The organism is Amycolatopsis ruanii, assembly GCF_003385175.1.
Classification (GTDB): domain Bacteria; phylum Actinomycetota; class Actinomycetes; order Mycobacteriales; family Pseudonocardiaceae; genus Amycolatopsis_E; species Amycolatopsis_E thermalba.
Window position 1 is genome coordinate 37,463 of record NZ_PQHY01000017.1, and the last position, 17,031, is coordinate 54,493.

The following is a 17,031-nucleotide window of genomic DNA, read 5'->3' on the forward strand; positions in this document are numbered from 1 at the left end:
GAGCTACCGTCCCGGGTGTGGTGTATGCAAGATCGTTGACCGCGCTCGGTCTCGTGGCCGGTTACGCGCTGGACGCGGCCCTCGGTGATCCGCGGCGCGGCCATCCGGTCGCGTTGTTCGGGCGCGCCGCGAAAGCCCTGGAGCAGCGGGTCTGGGCCGATTCGCGGGCGCGCGGCGCCGCGTACGCCGCGACCTGCGTCGGCGCCGCCGCCGGGCTGGGGGCGCTCGCCCAGGCCGCCACGCGCCGGCGCCCGGCCGCGCGTGTCGCGGTGACCGCGCTGGCGACCTGGACCGTCCTCGGCGGCCGCGGCCTGGCGAACGAGGGCGAGGCGATGGCGGTGCGGCTGGAGTCCGGTGACGTGCCCGCCGCGCGGCAGCGGCTGGGCCACCTGTGCGGGCGCGACGCCTCCGTCCTGGACGACAAGGACCTGGCCAGGGCCGCCACCGAGTCGATCGCCGAGAACACCAGCGACGCGGTCGTCGCGCCTCTGCTGTGGGGCGCGGTGGCCGGGGTGCCGGGGCTGCTCGGGTACCGGGCGCTCAACACGCTCGACGCGATGGTCGGGCACCGGACCCCGCGCTTCGAGCGGTTCGGCTGGGCCGCCGCCCGCGGGGACGACCTCGCCAACCTGGTACCCGCCCGCGCCGGGGCGCTGATCACGGCACTCTGCGCGCGTGTGGTGGGTGGCCGCCCGGGGCGGTCGCTGCGCGTGTGGCGGCGGGACGCCGGACAGCACCCGAGCCCCAACGCCGGGCAGATCGAGGCCGCCTTCGCGGGCGCGCTCGACGTGCGGCTGGGCGGGGTGAACAGCTACGGCGGCCGGACCGAGGACCGCGGCACGCTCGGTGACGGCCCCGCGCCCGGCGTGGCCGACCTGCGCCGGGCGGTGCGGTTGTCGCGCGCGGCCGGGCTGGCCGCGCTCGCCCTGGCCGCGGTGGTGGCGCGATGAGGGGCCTGCTGGTCGCCGGGACCACGTCGGACGCCGGGAAGAGCCTGGTCACCGCCGGCATCTGCCGCTGGCTGGCGCGCCGTGGGCTGCGGGTGGCGCCGTTCAAGGCGCAGAACATGTCGAACAACTCGATGGTCTGCGCGGACGGCGCGGAGATCGGCCGCGCGCAGTGGCTGCAGGCGGTCGCCGCCGGGGTCGAGCCGGAGGCCGCGATGAACCCGGTGCTGCTCAAACCGGGCAGCGACCGGCGCAGCCACGTCATCGCGCTCGGCAAGCCGTTCGGGACGCTGGAGGCCGGCGAGTTCGCCACCGGCCGCCGCGAGCTGGCGCGCCTCGCCTTCGAGGCGTTCGACGAGCTGCGCACGCGGTTCGACGTCGTGGTGTGCGAGGGCGCGGGCAGCCCGGCCGAGATCAACCTGCGCCAGGGCGACTACGTGAACCTGGGGCTGGCCCGGCGGTTCGGGCTGCCGGTGGTGGTCGTCGGCGACATCGACCGCGGTGGCATGCTGGCCGCGATGTACGGGACGGTCGCGCTGCTGGAACCCGAGGACCAGGCGCTGCTCGCGGGCTGGGTGGTGAACAAGTTCCGCGGCGACGAGGCGCTGCTGCGGCCGGGTCTGGACCGCATCGCGGAGCTGACGCACCGGCCGGTGCTGGGGGTGCTGCCGTGGCTGGACGGGGTGTGGATCGATTCCGAGGACGCGCTCGCCGTCGCGGGCTGGCGGCACGAACAGCAGGCCACGGGCGGGCTGCGGGTCGCGGTCGTGCGGTTCCCGCGCGCCTCGAACGCGACCGATGTGGACGCCCTCGCCGCCGAACCGGGCGTGACGGTCACGCTGACCGCGGACCCCGACACGGTGCGCGCCGCGGACCTGGTCGTGCTGCCCGGCACCCGCGCCACGGTGAGTGATCTGCGGTGGCTGCGGGAGCGCGACCTGGAGCCCGCGCTCGCCGCGCGTGCCGCCGCCGGGCAGCCGGTGCTGGGGATCTGCGGCGGCTACCAGATGCTCGCGGAAACCATTGTGGACGACGTCGAGTCCGGCGCCGGGACCGTGCCCGGGCTCGGTCTGCTGCCGACGCGGGTGTCGTTCAGCGCGGAGAAGGTGCTCGGGCGGCCGGTCGCGCGGTGGCGCGGGCACGAGGTGGCGGCCTACGAGATCCACCACGGCAGCGCGACGGCGACCGGGGACGGCGCCGAGCCGTTCCTGGACGGCTGGCGGCGCGGGTCGGTGTGGGGCACGACCTGGCACGGCACCCTGGACAACGACGGGTTCCGCCGGGCGTGGCTGGCGGAGGCGGCGGCGCAGGCCGGGGTGTCCTGGTCACCGGCGGCGGGGGCGCCCGGGTTCGCGGCCCTGCGCGAGTCGATGCTGGACCGGCTCGCCGACGCGGTCGAGCAGTGCCTGGACACCGGCGCCCTGCTGCGGTTGATCGAGCGGGGCGCGCCGGAGGGCCTGCCCCGCGTGGGCTGACCCCCGCGAGTCCCACGTTCCCGTCCGCGAGTTCCACGTTCCCGCGAGCGAGTCCCACGTTCCCGCGAGCGAGTTCTGCATTCCTGCTGGGGAGTTCCCCACCGGACCGCGCCCCGCCCCGCCGCTGAACGTGGAACTCGCGGGCCTGGGTGTGGAACTCGCGGGCCTGGGTGTGGGACTCGCGCCCTCAGACGAGCGTGACCCGCACGCCCTCCAGTTCGAAGGCCGACACCAGGTCCGGCTCCGCCGCCGAATCGGTGATCAGCAGGTCGATGTCGAGCGTCGGGCAGATGCGGGCGAACGCGTAGCCGCCGAGCTTCGAGCTGTCGGTGACCACCACGACCTTCTTGGCGCGGTGCGCGAGCAGCTTGACGATCGCCGCCTCGGCCTCGTGGTGGGCGTACGCGCCCCGTAGCGGATCGACCGCGTCCACCCCGAGGAACGCCAGGTCGAGGCTGACCTCCTCCAGCACCATCCCGGCCAGGTGCCCGGTCAGCTCGAACGACTGCGGCCGCGCCACCCCGCCCGTGCTGACCAGCCGGATGCTCTGCCGCACGGTCAGCTCGTACGCGATGTTCACCGCGTTGGTGACCACGGTGAGCGCCGGGGAACTGCCGCGGTCGTTGAATTCCGGCCGGGTCGCGATCGCGCGGCTCACCTCGGTCGTGGTGGTGCCGCCGTTGAACCCGATCACCATTCCGCGATCCACCAGACGGGCCGCGGCCTCGGCGATGCGGCGCTTTTCCACGGTGTGCTGGGCGGCGCGGTGCCTGCCGGGGAGGTCGTAGGCGACATTACCGGCGAGGGCGCCACCGCGCGTTCTCGTGAGCAATTGGCGGCCTGCCAAATGATCGAGATCGCGGCGGACCGTCGCGGGGGAGACGCTCAGCTTCTCCGCCGCCTGATCCACCTCGACCCGGCCCTGCTGGCCGATCATTTCGAGCAGCGTGTTCAACCGCTCATGCCTGTCCACGCATCAGTCATACCCGCTCGCGCGCGCATTGTGAACACTGATCATGAGACCGGCCCGCCGGGCGGCGCACCCGGCGGGCTGTCGGAATTTTCCTCACAGGCTCCGCAGGAACGCCAGCGACGGCATGAAGAAGTATTCGCCGCCCTTCATGGTGACCGCCTGCGGAATGGGATCGGCGGCCTCGGCCACGTTGTTGTGGCCCCATTCCGGCGGGTATTTCTGCGGTTCCCGAATGCCCTGTCCGATGACCGGATCCAGGCCCGGCTGGGAACCGTCCGGCGGGAACGGGAAGGCGGGGTTGTTCGCCCAGATCTGCTGCGTGAACTCGAACTGGTTGCCCAGGCTCGAGTTGAAGGCCATGAACAGCAGGCCGACGTCCTTGGCCGGGCGCAGCCGCGGCGGCAGGTCGGCGTTCGGGTCGTCGTGGCGGCGGCCGTAGGTCTGGCCGCGGCGGGCCATCAGGTGCTTGCGCTCCTCCTCCGGTGCCTCCGCCCCGCCGGACCCACGCGGGTTGGTCTTGCGGATGTGCGCGTGGAACGGGCACTTCTGGCCCAGCTTGTCGCTGTCGTAGCTGAAGTCGTTGCCCACCGGGTGGTGCGAGCCGGGCGCGCTCTGCCCGGTCAGCGGGGTGCCGTCCTCGAACCGGCCGACCAGCATCGCGCCGGCCCGCTCCCGGTCCTCGCCACGCAGCCCGAGGTCGTGCGCCAGGTCGCGCTCGGCCTCCTTGAACAGCCGGACGTTCTGCTCCAGCTTGCGGAACACGAAGTAGCTTCCGAAGTGGACGGTGGGGTCCGGCGCGGCCGGGTCGGGCACGAGGATCTGCTCCAGCGGCGCCGACGGGTCCCACTCGCTGACGCCGTCGGTGGTGTCCCGCTCGGCGTCGATGTCCTCGGTGAGGAACAGCGGCTGGCTGCGCCCGTCGACGTAGCCGAAGTGCTCGATGCCGTCGCCGTTGGCGTTGGCCATCCCGAGGCCGGACTCCTCGCCGAGGATCGTGACCGACGCCGGGCGCAGCGCCTCGACCTGACGGCGCAGGGTGCGGACCGGTCCGGCGGTGGCGTCGCCGATGAGGACCACGGCGTCGATCGTCTGCTGGTAGTGGCCTTCCCACTCGGTGACGGCCGGGTCGGCGAGCTTCTCGACGGCGGCCTTCGCGCCCGCGGTGAACGACGGATCGGCCGGCGCGGTGACGCCGAGCGTGGCGTAGCCGTGCGCGGACAGGCCGACGCCCAGATAAGGCGTGCCGGCGGCCTTGGTGCGCTTGTGCGCCTCGACTTCCTCCAGGTGCGCCTTGGCGGACTTCATCAGCCCGCTCAGGCCCCGCAGGAAGGTACGTGCTTCGGCGGCGTCGCCGAAGCCGAGGAACAGCACGGTGAGGCGGTCCCGGACGTGCGCCTTCAGGATGTTCGGCTGCAGCTCGGCCAGCATGGCGGCCGCTTCGCCGCTGGCCGACTTCCAGGACAGCGTGGTGGACAGGTCGACAGGCATGAACGCCCCCTCGTGGATTGACCCCAGTCACGGTGGCGGCGCCGCGAGGCCCCTGATCGTGTGCGGCGCCGTCACCTGCTCCTAAGTCGCCGCGGAGGGCGGTCAAGTACGAAATGGGCGTGTTTTCACTCGATCGGATTAGCGGGGGGCCGCTACGCGGGTGTCTACTGCACCGGCTTCGCTTCGCAACGCCCGGATTGGTAGCCCTCCCGAACCCGATCTTTCAGTGTTCGGTTGCCGAGAAGTCGCGTCAAGGCGGGAAAGCGTGCCTTGACCCCGCTGCTCGGCAACCGATGTGGGCTGGGGATCGGGTGCGGGAGGGGGAGTGGTTCGGGGGGTTGTTGCTGTGCGCTGCCGGGTGGCGGTTGGTGTTGTGTGGCGAAGAATTGGGTGCGGGGTGGGCCGCCGCGGCTCCGTTGCCGCGGCGGTCACCCCTGGTCCTAGGCGATCGGCCGGTCCGTGGGTGCGATCGGGGCCGGGAGGACGTTCCGGCCGGTCAGGTAGGCGTCCACCCCGGCCGCGGCGGAGCGGCCCTCCGCGATCGCCCACACGATCAGTGACTGGCCGCGGCCCATGTCGCCCGCCACGAACACGTTGTCGACGCTCGTCCGGAAATCCGAGTCCCGCGCGACGTTGCCGCGCGCGTCCAGCTCGACGCCGAGCTGCTCGATCAGGCCTTCACGCTGGGGGCCGACGAAACCCATCGCCAGCAGCACCAGCTGCGCGGGCAGCTCCCGCTCGGTGCCCTCGACCTCGACGAACTTCCCGCCCTCGTTGCGGACCTCGACCAAGCGCAGCGCGCGCAGATTCCCCTGCTCATCGGCGAGGAACTCCTGCGTGCTCACCGAGTACAGCCGCTCGCCGCCCTCTTCGTGCGCCGACGACACCCGGTAGATCATCGGGTACATCGGCCACGGGTGGGCCTCCGACCGGGTCTCCGGCGGGCGGGGCATGATCTCCAGCTGCGTCACCGACAGCGCGCCCTGCCGGTGGGCGGTCCCGACGCAGTCCGCGCCGGTGTCGCCGCCACCGATCACCACGACGTGCTTGCCCTCGGCCGTGATCGGCGACGACTCCAGCTCGCCCGACGCGACCCGGTTCGCCAGCGGCAGGTACTCCATCGCCTGGTACACGCCGGTCGTCTCGCGACCGGTCACCGGCAGGTCCCGCCACGCGGTCGCGCCACCGGCCAGCACCACGGCGTCGTAGTCCGACTTCAGCTGCTCGGCGGTGATGTCGACCCCGACGTTCACCCCGGTGCGGAACTCGGTGCCCTCGGCCCGCATCTGCTCCAGGCGCCGGTCCAGCCGCCGCTTCTCCATCTTGAACTCGGGGATGCCGTACCGCAGCAGCCCGCCGATCGCGTCCGCCCGCTCGAACACGACCACGTCGTGCCCGGCGCGGGTCAGCTGCTGCGCCGCCGCCAGGCCCGAGGGACCGGAACCCACCACGGCGACCTTCTTGCCGGTGCGCGTCTTCGGGACCTCGGGCGTGATCCAGCCCTCCTCCCAGGCGCGGTCCACGATGGAGATCTCGACCCGCTTGATCGTCACCGGGTCGTTGTTGATCCCCAGCACGCACGCGGTCTCGCACGGCGCCGGGCACAGCGTCCCGGTGAACTCCGGGAAGTTGTTCGTGGCGTGCAGCCGCTCGATCGCGTCCCGCCAGTCGTCGCTCCAGACCAGCGTGTTCCACTCCGGGATCAGGTTGCCCAGCGGGCAGCCCTGGTGGCAGAACGGGATGCCGCAGTCCATGCAGCGCCCGGCCTGCTGCTCCAGCTTGTTCGACGCGAAGTCCTCGTACACCTCGCGCCAGTCGAGCAGCCGCAGCGGCACCGGCCGGGTCTTCGGCGTCTCGCGCGGCGTCGTCAGAAAACCCTTCGGGTCAGCCATGTGCGGCCTCCATGATGGCTTCGTTCACGTCCCGGCCGTCGCGCTCGGCTTCCGCCCGCGCGGCCAGGACCCGCTTGTAGTCCTTGGGCATGACCTTGCCGAACCGCCCGATCGTGGTCTCCCAGTCGGCCAGCAGCGCCCGCGCCACCGGCGACTCGGTCTCCACGAAGTGCGCCTCGACCGCGTCCCGCAGGAACTCGACGTCCTCGTCGTCCAGCGGGTCGACGTCGACCATCTCCGGGTTCACCCGCAGCGGCGACAGGTCCAGCACGTAGGCGATCCCGCCGGACATGCCGGCGGCGAAGTTGCGCCCGGTCGGCCCGAGCACGACCACGCGACCACCGGTCATGTACTCGCAGCCGTGGTCACCGACGCCCTCGACGACGGCCAGCGCGCCGGAGTTCCGCACGCAGAACCGCTCGCCGACCTTGCCGCGCAGGAAGATCTGCCCGCCGGTGGCGCCGTAGCCGATCACGTTGCCGGCGATGATGTTCTGCTCGGACGCGAGCCTGGCCTCCTTCGGCGGGCGCACGATGATGCGGCCACCGGACAGGCCCTTGCCGACGTAGTCGTTGGCGTCGCCGAACAGCCGCAGCGTGATCCCCTTCGGGATGAACGCGCCGAACGACTGCCCGGCGGTGCCGGTGAAGGTCACGTCGATCGTGTCGTCCGGCAGGCCCTCGCCGCCCCAGCGCTTGGTCAGCTCCGATCCGAGCATGGTGCCCACGGTCCGGTTGACGTTGCGCACCGGCAGCTCCAGCCGCACCTTGTCGCCGGAGCTGAGCGCGCCCTCGGCGAGCTGGATCAGCGTGTTGTCCAGCGCCTTCTCCAGGCCGTGGTCCTGCTTGACGACCTGGTGCCGCGCGGCCCGCGGCTCCAGCTCGGGCACGTGGAAGATCGGCGACAGGTCCAGCCCGCGCGCCTTCCAGTGGTCCACGGCCGGGCGGGTGTCGAGCACCTCGGCGTGCCCGACGGCCTCCTCGATCGACCGGAAGCCCAGCCGCGCCAGGTACTCGCGCACCTCCTGGGCGATGAACTCGAAGAAGTTCACCACGTACTCGGCCTTGCCGTTGAACTTCTCACGCAGCTTCGGGTTCTGCGTCGCCACGCCGACCGGGCAGGTGTCCAGGTGACAAACCCGCATCATGATGCAGCCGGACACCACCAGCGGCACGGTCGCGAACCCGAACTCCTCGGCGCCCAGCAGCGCGGCGATCACCACGTCGCGGCCGGTCTTGAGCTGGCCGTCGGTCTGCACCACGATCCGGTCGCGCAGCCGGTTGGCCAGCAGCGTCTGCTGCGTCTCGGCCAGGCCCAGCTCCCACGGGCCACCGGCGTGCTTGATCGAGGACAGCGGCGAGGCGCCGGTGCCGCCGTCGTGACCGGAGATCAGCACGACGTCCGCGTGGGCCTTGGACACACCCGCCGCGACCGTGCCCACACCGACCTCGGACACCAGCTTCACGTGGATGCGGGCGGCCGGGTTGGCGTTCTTCAGGTCGTGGATCAGCTGCGCCAGGTCCTCGATCGAGTAGATGTCGTGGTGCGGCGGCGGGGAAATCAGGCCCACACCCGGCGTGGAGTGCCGGGTCTTGGCGATCCACGGGTACACCTTCGCGCCGGGCAGCTGGCCGCCCTCACCGGGCTTGGCGCCCTGCGCCATCTTGATCTGGATGTCGTCGGCGTTGACCAGGTACTCGCTGGTGACGCCGAACCGGCCGCTGGCGACCTGCTTCACGGCGCTGCGCCGCTCCGGGTCGTACAGCCGCTCCGGGTCCTCGCCGCCCTCACCGGTGTTGGACTTGCCGCCCAGCCGGTTCATCGCGATCGCCAGCGTCTCGTGCATCTCCTGCGAGATCGAGCCGTAGGAGATGGCGCCGGTGGCGAACCGCTTGACGATCTCGGAGACCGGCTCGACCTCCTCGATCGGCACCGGCGGCCGCACGCCCTCCTTCAGCTCGAACAGGCCGCGCAGCGTGAACAGCTTCTTCGACTGCTCGTCGACGGCGTTCGTGTACTCCTTGAACACCTCGTACCGGCCGGTGCGGGTGGAGTGCTGCAGCTTGAAGACCGTGTGCGGGTTGAACAGGTGCGGCTCGCCCTCGCGCCGCCACTGGTAGTCCGAGCCGATCTCCAGCTCGCGGTGGTTCGGGCGGAACCCGTCGCGCGGGAACGCGCGGGCGTGCCGCTGCCGGACCTCCTCGTGCAGGACGTCGAACCCGACACCGCCCAGCCGCGAGGTGGTGCCGGTGAAGCAGGTGTCGATGACCTCCTGCGACAGGCCGAGCGCCTCGAAGATCTGCGCGCCGGTGTAGGAGGCCACAGTGGACACTCCCATCTTCGACATGGTCTTGCGGACGCCCTTGCCCAGCGCCTTGATCAGGTTCCGGGTCGCCTGCTGCGCGGTGACGCCCGGGATCTTGCCGTCCCGGGCCAGCTCCTCGACCGTGGCCATCGCCAGGTACGGGTTGACCGCGGCGGCGCCGTAGCCCAGCAGCAGCGCGATGTGGTGCACCTCGCGGGCGTCGGCGGTCTCGGCGATGATCCCGACCTGCGTGCGGGTCTTCTGCCGCACCAGGTGGTGGTGCACCGCGCCGGTGAGCAGCAGCGACGGGATGGCCGCGTGGTCGGCGTCGACCCCGCGGTCGGACAGCACGATCAGCCGCGCGCCCTCGGAGATCGCGTTGGACACCTCGGTCCGGATCTCCTCCAGCCGAGCCAGCAGCGCGTCGCCGCCGCCGTGCACGTCGTAGAGGCCGTGGATGGTGACGGCGGTGAACTCCGGCAGGTCGCCGTCGTCGTTGATGTGCACCAGCTTGGCGAGCTCGTCGTTGTCCAGCACCGGGAACGGCAGGACGACGCGGCGGCACGATTCGCCGGTGGCCTCCAGCAGGTTCGGCTGCGCGCCGAGCTGGGTGCCCAGCGAGGTCACCAGCTCCTCGCGGATCGCGTCCAGCGGCGGGTTGGTGACCTGGGCGAACAGCTGGATGAAGTAGTCGAAGATCGGCCGCGGGCCGGACGACAGCGGCGCCAGCGGCGAGTCGTTGCCCATCGAGCCGATCGGCTCGGCGCCGGATTTCGCCATCGGCGACAGCAGCGTGTCCAGCTCTTCCTCGGTGTAGCCGAAGGCCTGCTGACGGCGCACCAGCGACGCGTGGGTGGGCACCTCGCGCTCGCGCTCGGGCAGTTCTTCCAGGCGCACCAGGCCCTGGTCGACCCAGTCGCCGTAGGGGTGCTCGGCGGCCAGCTGCCCCTTGATCTCCTCGTCGTCGATGATCCGGCCCTGCGCCGTGTCGACGAGGAACATGCGGCCCGGCTCCAGCCGGCCCTTCTGCACGATCGTCGACTGGTCCAGCTCCAGCACGCCGACCTCGCTGGCGAGCACGACCAGGCCGTCCTCGGTGACCCAGTAGCGCGCCGGGCGCAGGCCGTTGCGGTCCAGCACGGCGCCGATCTGGGTGCCGTCGGTGAACGACACCAGCGCCGGGCCGTCCCACGGCTCCATCAGGGTGGAGTGGAACTCGTAGAAGGCGCGGCGCGCCTGGTCCATCTCCTCGTGGTTCTCCCACGCCTCCGGGATCATCATGAGGACCGCGTGCGGCAGGCTGCGGCCGCCCAGGTGCAGCAGCTCCAGGACCTCGTCGAAGCTGGCCGAGTCGCTCGCGCCACGGGTGATGATCGGGTAGATCCGCTTGAGGTCGCCCGGGATCAGGTCGGTGGACAGCATCGACTCGCGCGCGTCCATCCAGTTCCGGTTGCCGCGCAGCGTGTTGATCTCGCCGTTGTGCGCCACGTACCGGTACGGGTGGGCCAGCGGCCAGGACGGGAACGTGTTGGTGGAGAAGCGGGAGTGCACCAGGCCGATCGCGCTCGTCACGCGCTCGTCGGTCAGGTCCGGGAAGAACCGCGGCACCTGCGGTTCGGTGAGCATTCCCTTGTAGACGATGGTGCGGGCGGACAGGCTCGGGAAGTACACGTCCTCGTCGGCCAGCAGGTGCTCGGCGCGCTTGCGCACGCAGAACGCGGCGCGCTCCAGGTCCAGCCCGGTGCGCACACCTTCGCGCGAGGCGAGGAACAGCTGTGCGAAGTGCGGCATGGTCGAGGCCGCGGTCGGCCCGACGTGCTCGGTGTCCACCGGAACCTCGCGCCAGCCCAGGACCCGCAGGCCCTCCTCGGCGACCAGACCCTCGATGGCGCTCATCGCGCGGCCGCGGGCGGTTTCGTCGACCGGCAGGAACGCGGTGCCCACGGCGTAGTGGCCGGCCTCGGGCAGGTCGAAGCCGACGACCTCGCGGAAGAACGCGTCCGGGACCTGGATCAGGATGCCCGCGCCGTCACCGGTCTCGGGTTCGGCTCCTCTGGCGCCACGGTGTTCGAGGTTGCGCAGGGCAGTCAGGGCCTTGGACACGATGTCGTGGCTGCGTCGGCCGGACATATCGGCGACGAACGCGACACCGCAGGCATCGTGCTCGTATTGCGCGTCGTACAAGCCTTCCGGCTTGCGAACACTGTGGCGGGTCACGGCTGGCCGTCTCCTCACACGTGGGCGCGGCGCGGGCTGCTGTTAACACAGCAGCCCTCCTGCGCGATGGTCAGTCGAGAGCAGAAGTACGAGTCGCCTGAACGAGGGCAGAACTCGGTACACCGGCCACACGTCGTCGGGTGGCCGCCGGTCGGCACGTCTTCGGGCCGCTGGCGCGCGTCAGCGAGGTTCCCGGGTCGTGGTGGGCGGGTTCCCGCGGCGCGCCAGTTACCCCCGGGTTCGCCGGGTCTTATGACAGTAGTGTGAATTCGCCGTTATCGACATACGTCGACCGGACCTCGTGGCATATGCCATACGGCCGTTGACGCGACAGCCCCCGGTGTGGAAGTACCGTTGCACCAGCGTTGACCTGCGGAAAAGTGCGCGCGTGATCACTTCACCGGTTCGGGTGGATGTCCGATCAAGTAATCAAGGTGTTACGGACGCGGTGCGGCCGGAGGCCGGGATACTCGGGATGTGGAGGGTCTGGTGCTGCGTTTCCTCGGCCACTCGACGGTCCGGATGGAGATCGCTGGCCGGGTCGTGCTGACCGATCCCGTGCTGACGCGCACGGTGGGCGGTTTGGTCCGGGTCGCGCCGCCGCTGGATCCCGCCGCGTACGCCGACGTCGATCTGGTGCTGATCTCCCACCTCCACGGGGACCACCTGCACGTGCCGTCGCTGCGGTTGCTGGGGCGGCACGTGCCGGTGGTGGTGCCGCGCGGCGCGGGCGGCTGGTTGCGGCGGCGGGGCTTCGCCGAGGTCGCGGAACTGGACATCGGGGAGCGGTTGTCGCTGGGTGATCTGCGGGTGACGGCGGTGCGGGCGGAGCATTCGGGGCACCGCTGGGGGCCGCGGTTCACGCACGGCCCGCAGGCGCGGGCGAGTGGTCATGTGGTGGAGGCGCCGGGGGTGCGGGTGTACGTGGCCGGGGACACGGACCTGCACGACGGGATGGCCGAGCTGGCCCCTGTGGATGTTGCGTTGCTGCCGGTGTGGGGCTGGGGGCCGAACCTCGGGCCGGGCCACCTGGACCCGGCGCGAGCGGCGGAGGCGGTCGCCCGGGTCCGGCCCCGCGTGGCGGTGCCGGTGCATTGGGGCACGCTGGCGGTGCCGGGCGTGGCGCGAACACCCCGGATGCGGCGCCTGCTGGTGGACCCCCCGAGAACCTTCGCGGCGACGGTGGCGGAACGGGGTTTGGAGACCGTGGTGGCGGTGACGGAGCCCGGAGAGAGGGTGAAACCGCACGAGGTGCCCCGGTGAGGCCGCTGACTGGCCCGGCTGCTGCTGGGGCTTCGGGCGCTGCCGGCGGTGCCTGGGCTGCTGCCGGGGGCTTCGGCGCTGCGCCGACACGCTCCGCCCGCTGAGCCGACACGCTCCGCCCGCTGAGCCGAGCGCGGCGGCTGCCCCGCCCCTGGGCACCGCCCGCCGCCCGGGGGCCGCTCGAGCCCAAAAACATCGCCGGACCGGGTGAAAAATCCGTGGCCTGTGACGTTTTGCCGCGAGGCTGATCGGCGTGCCCCGGCGGCACCTCCTGGCACCGCGTGATGGGGTGGCCCCGTGAACTGGACCGACCTCTCCAGCGTCGGCTACCCGACCCTCTTCCTCGGCGTCCTGATCGGCTCGATCGTGCCCATCGTTCCCACCGGGGCCGTCGTCGGGGGAGCGGCCGCCATCGCCATGACGACCGGGCACCTCTCGCTTCCGCTGGTGCTTCTGCTGTCCACCGCCGGGGCGATGATCGGCGATGTCGTCACCTTCGCGGTCGCCCGGCTGGGCAGCGACGCGGCGGTCCGGTGGCTGGCGCGCGGGCAGAAGCCGGAACGGCTCGTCGCCGCGCGGGAGCGGTTCGCGCGGCAGGGGTGGCAGCTGGTGATCGTCGGGCGGCTGCTGCCTGCCGGGCGCATCCCGGTGCTGCTGGCCGCCGGCGCGGTCGGCTACCCGTGGCGCCGGCTGGTGCCGGCGACGGCGGTCGCGTGCGTGTTGTGGGCCGTCGCGTACGCGCTGCTCGGCGTGGTCAGCGGCGGCCTGTTCGACTCGCCGCTGGTCGCGACCCTGCTGGCCGCCGTGCTCGTGCTGCTGGTGACTGGTGTGATCAACCTGGTGGCCAAGCGCCGCAGGGAAAGGGCGAGGGTGGGATGACAACCGCTGAAGGAGGCCGGCTTCTCCGGCGTGGACGGTCGCTCGCGCGGTTCGCCCTCGTGTGGCTGACCACGTCGCTCGCGCTGGTCGGCATGGACGACCTGCTCGACGGCTTCGCGATGCCGGACTGGTGGCAGCCACTGGTGTGCGGCCTGCTGCTGAGCCTGCTGACCGCCGTCGTGTGGCCGCAGGTGCTGCGGGTGGCCCTGCCGCTGGCGCTGTTCACGCTCGGCATCGGCAGCTTCCTGTTGCTCGGCGCGGGCGCGGTCGCCGCGTTCGCCGTGGTGCCCGGCGTGGAGGTCACCGGGCTGCGCACCGGGTTCCTCGTCGTGGTCGGGGTGTCCGCGGTGAGCGGTGTCGTGTCCAGCGTGCTCGCCCTCGACGAGGACGAGGTGTTCTTCCGCCGGGCCCGCCGCCGCTCGCGCCGCTGCCCGGAGCTCGCGGCCGACGTCCCGGCCGGGCTGATCTTCCTGCAGGTCGACGGGCTCGGCTACGACGTCGTCCGCCGCGCGGTCCGGGACGGCGACATGCCGACGCTGGCCCGCTGGCTCGCCGAGGACAGCCACGCGCTGGTGCGCTGGCAGACCGACTGGAGCTCCCAGACCGGCGCGAGCGTGTGCGGCATCCTGCACGGCTCCAACCACGACATCCTCGGGTTCCGCTGGTACGAAAAGGACCGCGACCACGTGATGGCCTGCGCCCACCCGCGCGACGCGGCCGAAATCGAGCGTCGGCACTCCGACGGCCGCGGCCTGCTCGCGCTCGGCCGCGCCGGCCACGGCAACCTGTTCACCGGCGACGCCCCGCACGTCAGCCTCACCATGAGCGCGGTGTCGGTGCTGCTGCCCAAGGGCCTGCGCCGCCGCCGCGAGGACCGCGTCGGCACGGGCTACTACGCCTACTTCGCCAACCCCGTCAACGCGCTGCGCACCCTGGGTTCCGCACTGGCCGACATCATCCGCGAGGTCTCGGCCTCGGCACGACAGCGGCGGGCGGGCGTGGTGCCGCGGGTGCCGCGCGGCGGGATCTACCCGATCGCCCGGACCGGCACCACGGTCATCTCACGCGACGTCGTGGTGTCCGCGGTGCTGGAGGACATGCTCAACGGCCGGCCCGTGGTGTACGCGGACTTCCTCGGCTACGACGAGGTCGCCCACCACTCCGGCATCGAACGGTTCGACACGCTCGCCGTGCTGCGCGCGATCGACCAGCAGATCGGGCGGCTGCACCGGGCGTCGCGGCTCGGGCCCCGGCCCTACCACCTGGTGGTGCTGTCGGATCACGGGCAGACGCAGGGGTGGGCGTTCGCGCACCGGTTCGGCGAGTCGCTGGAGGACCTGGTCGGACGGCTGTGCGGCGGGCCGGCGCCGGAGCCGGTCGCCGGTGGTCCGGTGGCGACGCGGCTGCGGGAGCGGGTGACCGGCGCGCGGCGGATCGAGCACCGGCCCAAGGAGGACGCGCGGCACGAGGTCATGCGGGTGGCGCCCGGGGTGGTCGTAGTGGTGTCCGGGCACGTCGGGATGGTGTCGTTCACCGAGCACGAGGGCCGGGTTTCGCTGGAGACGATCGAGCGCGAGTACCCGGAGTTGCTGCCCGCGCTGGTGGATCACCCCGGGGTCGGGTTCATGCTGGTGCGCAGTGACGAGCACGGGCCGGTGGTGCTGGGCCGCGATGGTGTGCACCGGCTGGCTTCCGGGGAGGTGCTCGGCGAGGATCCGCTGGCGCTGTACGGGAAGCACGCTCCGGACCTGATCCGGCGGGTGGACACCTTCCCGCACTGCGCCGACATCATGATCAACAGCCGGTGGGATCCCGAGACCGGGGAGGCCTCGCCGTTCGAGGTGCACGTGGGGTCGCACGGCGGGCTCGGCGGGGAGCAGGAGCGCGGGTTCCTGATCCATCCCAAGGAGTTCGAGCCGCCGGGCGAGCTGGTGGGGGCCGAATCGCTGCACCGGTTGTTCCGGCTGTGGCTGACGAAGCTGGGCCACCCGGAGCCGGAGTGAGTCAGCCCGCGAGCGTCACCGAACCCAGGCTCGTGAAGTGCGCCGCGATTCGTGAACCGGGGGAGATCGGCACCGCGTCGGTGAGGCCGCCGGTCAGCACGACCCACCCGGCCTCCAGCGCCAGCCCGCGCTCCGCCAGCGAGTTCGCCGCCAGCGCGAGTGCCTCGCCGGGGTGGCCGAGTACCGCGGCTCCCGTCGCGCTGTCCACGATCGCTCCGTCGACCTCCAGCAGGCACCCCTCCAGGGACAGATCGAGCCCGGCGGGCGCGACCCCGACCGGCCCGGCCCGGAACACGCTCGACGACGCGTTGTCGGCGATCGTGTCGGCGGCGGCGAACCGGAAGTCCTCGTACCGCGAGTCGATGACCTCGATCCCGCCGTAGACGCGGTCCACCGCCTCCATCGCGGTCGCCGCCGTGACACCGGGGCCCGCCAAGCGGGAGCCCAGCACGAACACGATCTCCGGCTCGGCGCGCGGGTGGATCAGCTTCGGCAGCGGGTCCGCGGCGGGCAACACCATCGCGTCGGTCAGCCACGCCATCACCGGGCGGTCCACGCCCATGCGTTCCTGCTTCGCCTTCGACGTCAGCCCGAGCTTGAGCCCGATCAGCTTCTCGCCCCGGGCCAGCCGCAACCGCAACGCCTCGTCCTGCACGGCGTACGCGGTGCGCACATCCAGGCCGGGCCACTCCTCGGTGAGCGGGCCGCGTGCGGTTCCCGCGTCCTCCGCGGCCAGCAGCACCCGCGCCGCCTCCGCGATGCTCCACTCGGTCACGCGTCCTCCTCCGGCCCGAACACGGCCGTCACACTGCCCAGCCCCGCCACCGTCGACACCACCGTCTCGCCCGGGCGCACCGGGATCGCCCGCGTCATCGACCCGGGCAGCACCACGTGCCCCGGCTCCAGGTCGATGCCCAGCGGGCCGACCGTGTTCGCCAGCCACACCAGCGCGTTCAGCGGCGACCCGAGCACCGCGCCGCCCGCCCCGGTCGCCACCAGCTCACCGCCCGCGTGCAGGGTGCAGCCGGCCAGGCGCAGGTCCACGGTGGACAGTGCGGTCGGCCTGCTACCCAGCACCACGCCGCCGGAGGAGGCGTTGTCGGCGATGGTGTCGACGATCGAGATGCGCCAGTCCTCGATGCGGGAGTCCACGATCTCCAGTGCCGGAACCACGAAGTCGACGGCGCGCACGGCGTCGGCGACGGTCACGCCCGGCCCGGACAGCTTCCGCCCGAGCACGAACGCGATCTCCGGCTCGATCCGCGGCTGCAGGAAGCGCGCGACGGGGATCGGCTGGTGCTCCAGGTGGAACATGCCGCCGGTGAGGTGCCCGTAGTCGGGCTGGTCGACGCCCATCTGACGCTGCATCGCGGCCGAGGCCAGGCCCACCTTGTGGCCCTTGACCTCCTCGCCGCCCTCGGTCCACACGCGCACCTGGTCGAGCTGGATCCGGTAGGCATCCTCGACGGTGGCGCCCGGGTAGGTCTCGATCAGGGGCGCGATGGGCTTGCCCGCCGCGTAGGCCTGCAGCAGGAGGTCGGCCGCCTCCCGCACCGCTGTGGCATCCATGGTCGAAACTCTCGTGCGCG

11 protein-coding genes are annotated in these 17,031 nt (G+C 72.1%); 5 read left to right on the forward strand and 6 right to left on the reverse strand.

Annotation, left to right across the window (positions count from 1 at the left end):
- The first annotated feature begins 17 nt into the window (after positions 1-17).
- Positions 18-950 carry a cobalamin biosynthesis protein gene (locus tag D0D28_RS12065; protein ID WP_162831046.1) on the forward strand — a complete coding sequence of 311 codons (933 nt, stop codon included), beginning with the start codon at positions 18-20 and terminating at the stop codon, positions 948-950.
- A complete protein-coding gene (locus D0D28_RS12070) occupies positions 947-2,422 on the forward strand; it encodes a cobyric acid synthase (RefSeq protein ID WP_116110648.1) in 1,476 nt (491 codons plus the stop codon). The genes D0D28_RS12065 and D0D28_RS12070 overlap by 4 nt, the downstream gene beginning before the upstream one ends.
- 187 nt (positions 2,423-2,609) lie before the next feature.
- On the opposite strand, the gene D0D28_RS12075 is transcribed toward D0D28_RS12070, so the two are convergent.
- The 4 genes from D0D28_RS12075 to gltB form a co-directional block, all read right to left on the reverse strand.
- Positions 2,610-3,395, reverse strand: coding sequence for a DeoR/GlpR family DNA-binding transcription regulator (locus D0D28_RS12075; protein ID WP_094006240.1), 786 nt, complete (start codon positions 3,393-3,395; stop codon positions 2,610-2,612).
- Between the two features lie 93 nt (positions 3,396-3,488).
- A complete protein-coding gene (locus D0D28_RS12080; protein ID WP_116110649.1) occupies positions 3,489-4,883 on the reverse strand; it encodes a Dyp-type peroxidase in 1,395 nt (464 codons plus the stop codon).
- A 440-nt stretch (positions 4,884-5,323) separates the two neighbouring features.
- Positions 5,324-6,775: a glutamate synthase subunit beta gene (locus D0D28_RS12085; RefSeq protein ID WP_116110650.1), complete on the reverse strand. Its 1,452-nt coding sequence runs from the start codon at positions 6,773-6,775 to the stop codon at positions 5,324-5,326.
- Positions 6,768-11,297: a glutamate synthase large subunit gene (gltB, locus tag D0D28_RS12090; protein WP_116110651.1), complete on the reverse strand. Its 4,530-nt coding sequence runs from the start codon at positions 11,295-11,297 to the stop codon at positions 6,768-6,770. Before gltB ends, D0D28_RS12085 begins: the two co-directional genes overlap by 8 nt.
- 477 nt (positions 11,298-11,774) lie before the next feature.
- Between gltB and D0D28_RS12095 the strand changes: the two genes are divergently transcribed.
- The 3 genes from D0D28_RS12095 (at position 11,775) to D0D28_RS12105 (ending at position 15,442) form a co-directional block, all read left to right on the forward strand.
- Entirely contained in the window at positions 11,775-12,560 is a 786-nt protein-coding gene (locus tag D0D28_RS12095; RefSeq protein WP_116110652.1) for an MBL fold metallo-hydrolase, read from the forward strand.
- Between the two features lie 297 nt (positions 12,561-12,857).
- Positions 12,858-13,439: a DedA family protein gene (locus tag D0D28_RS12100; protein WP_094006245.1), complete on the forward strand. Its 582-nt coding sequence runs from the start codon at positions 12,858-12,860 to the stop codon at positions 13,437-13,439.
- On the forward strand, positions 13,436-15,442 hold the full coding sequence (locus tag D0D28_RS12105; protein ID WP_116110653.1) for a phage holin family protein: 2,007 nt from the start codon (positions 13,436-13,438) through the stop codon (positions 15,440-15,442). The genes D0D28_RS12100 and D0D28_RS12105 overlap by 4 nt, the downstream gene beginning before the upstream one ends.
- Position 15,443: 1 nt before the next feature.
- Here D0D28_RS12105 and D0D28_RS12110 read toward each other — a convergent pair whose 3' ends face one another.
- A complete protein-coding gene (locus D0D28_RS12110; RefSeq protein WP_162830667.1) occupies positions 15,444-16,217 on the reverse strand; it encodes a 2-keto-4-pentenoate hydratase in 774 nt (257 codons plus the stop codon).
- Positions 16,214-17,011, reverse strand: a complete 798-nt coding sequence (locus D0D28_RS12115) for a 2-keto-4-pentenoate hydratase (RefSeq protein WP_094006247.1) — start codon at positions 17,009-17,011, stop codon at positions 16,214-16,216. Before D0D28_RS12115 ends, D0D28_RS12110 begins: the two co-directional genes overlap by 4 nt.
- Between the last annotated feature and the right edge of the window lie 20 nt (positions 17,012-17,031).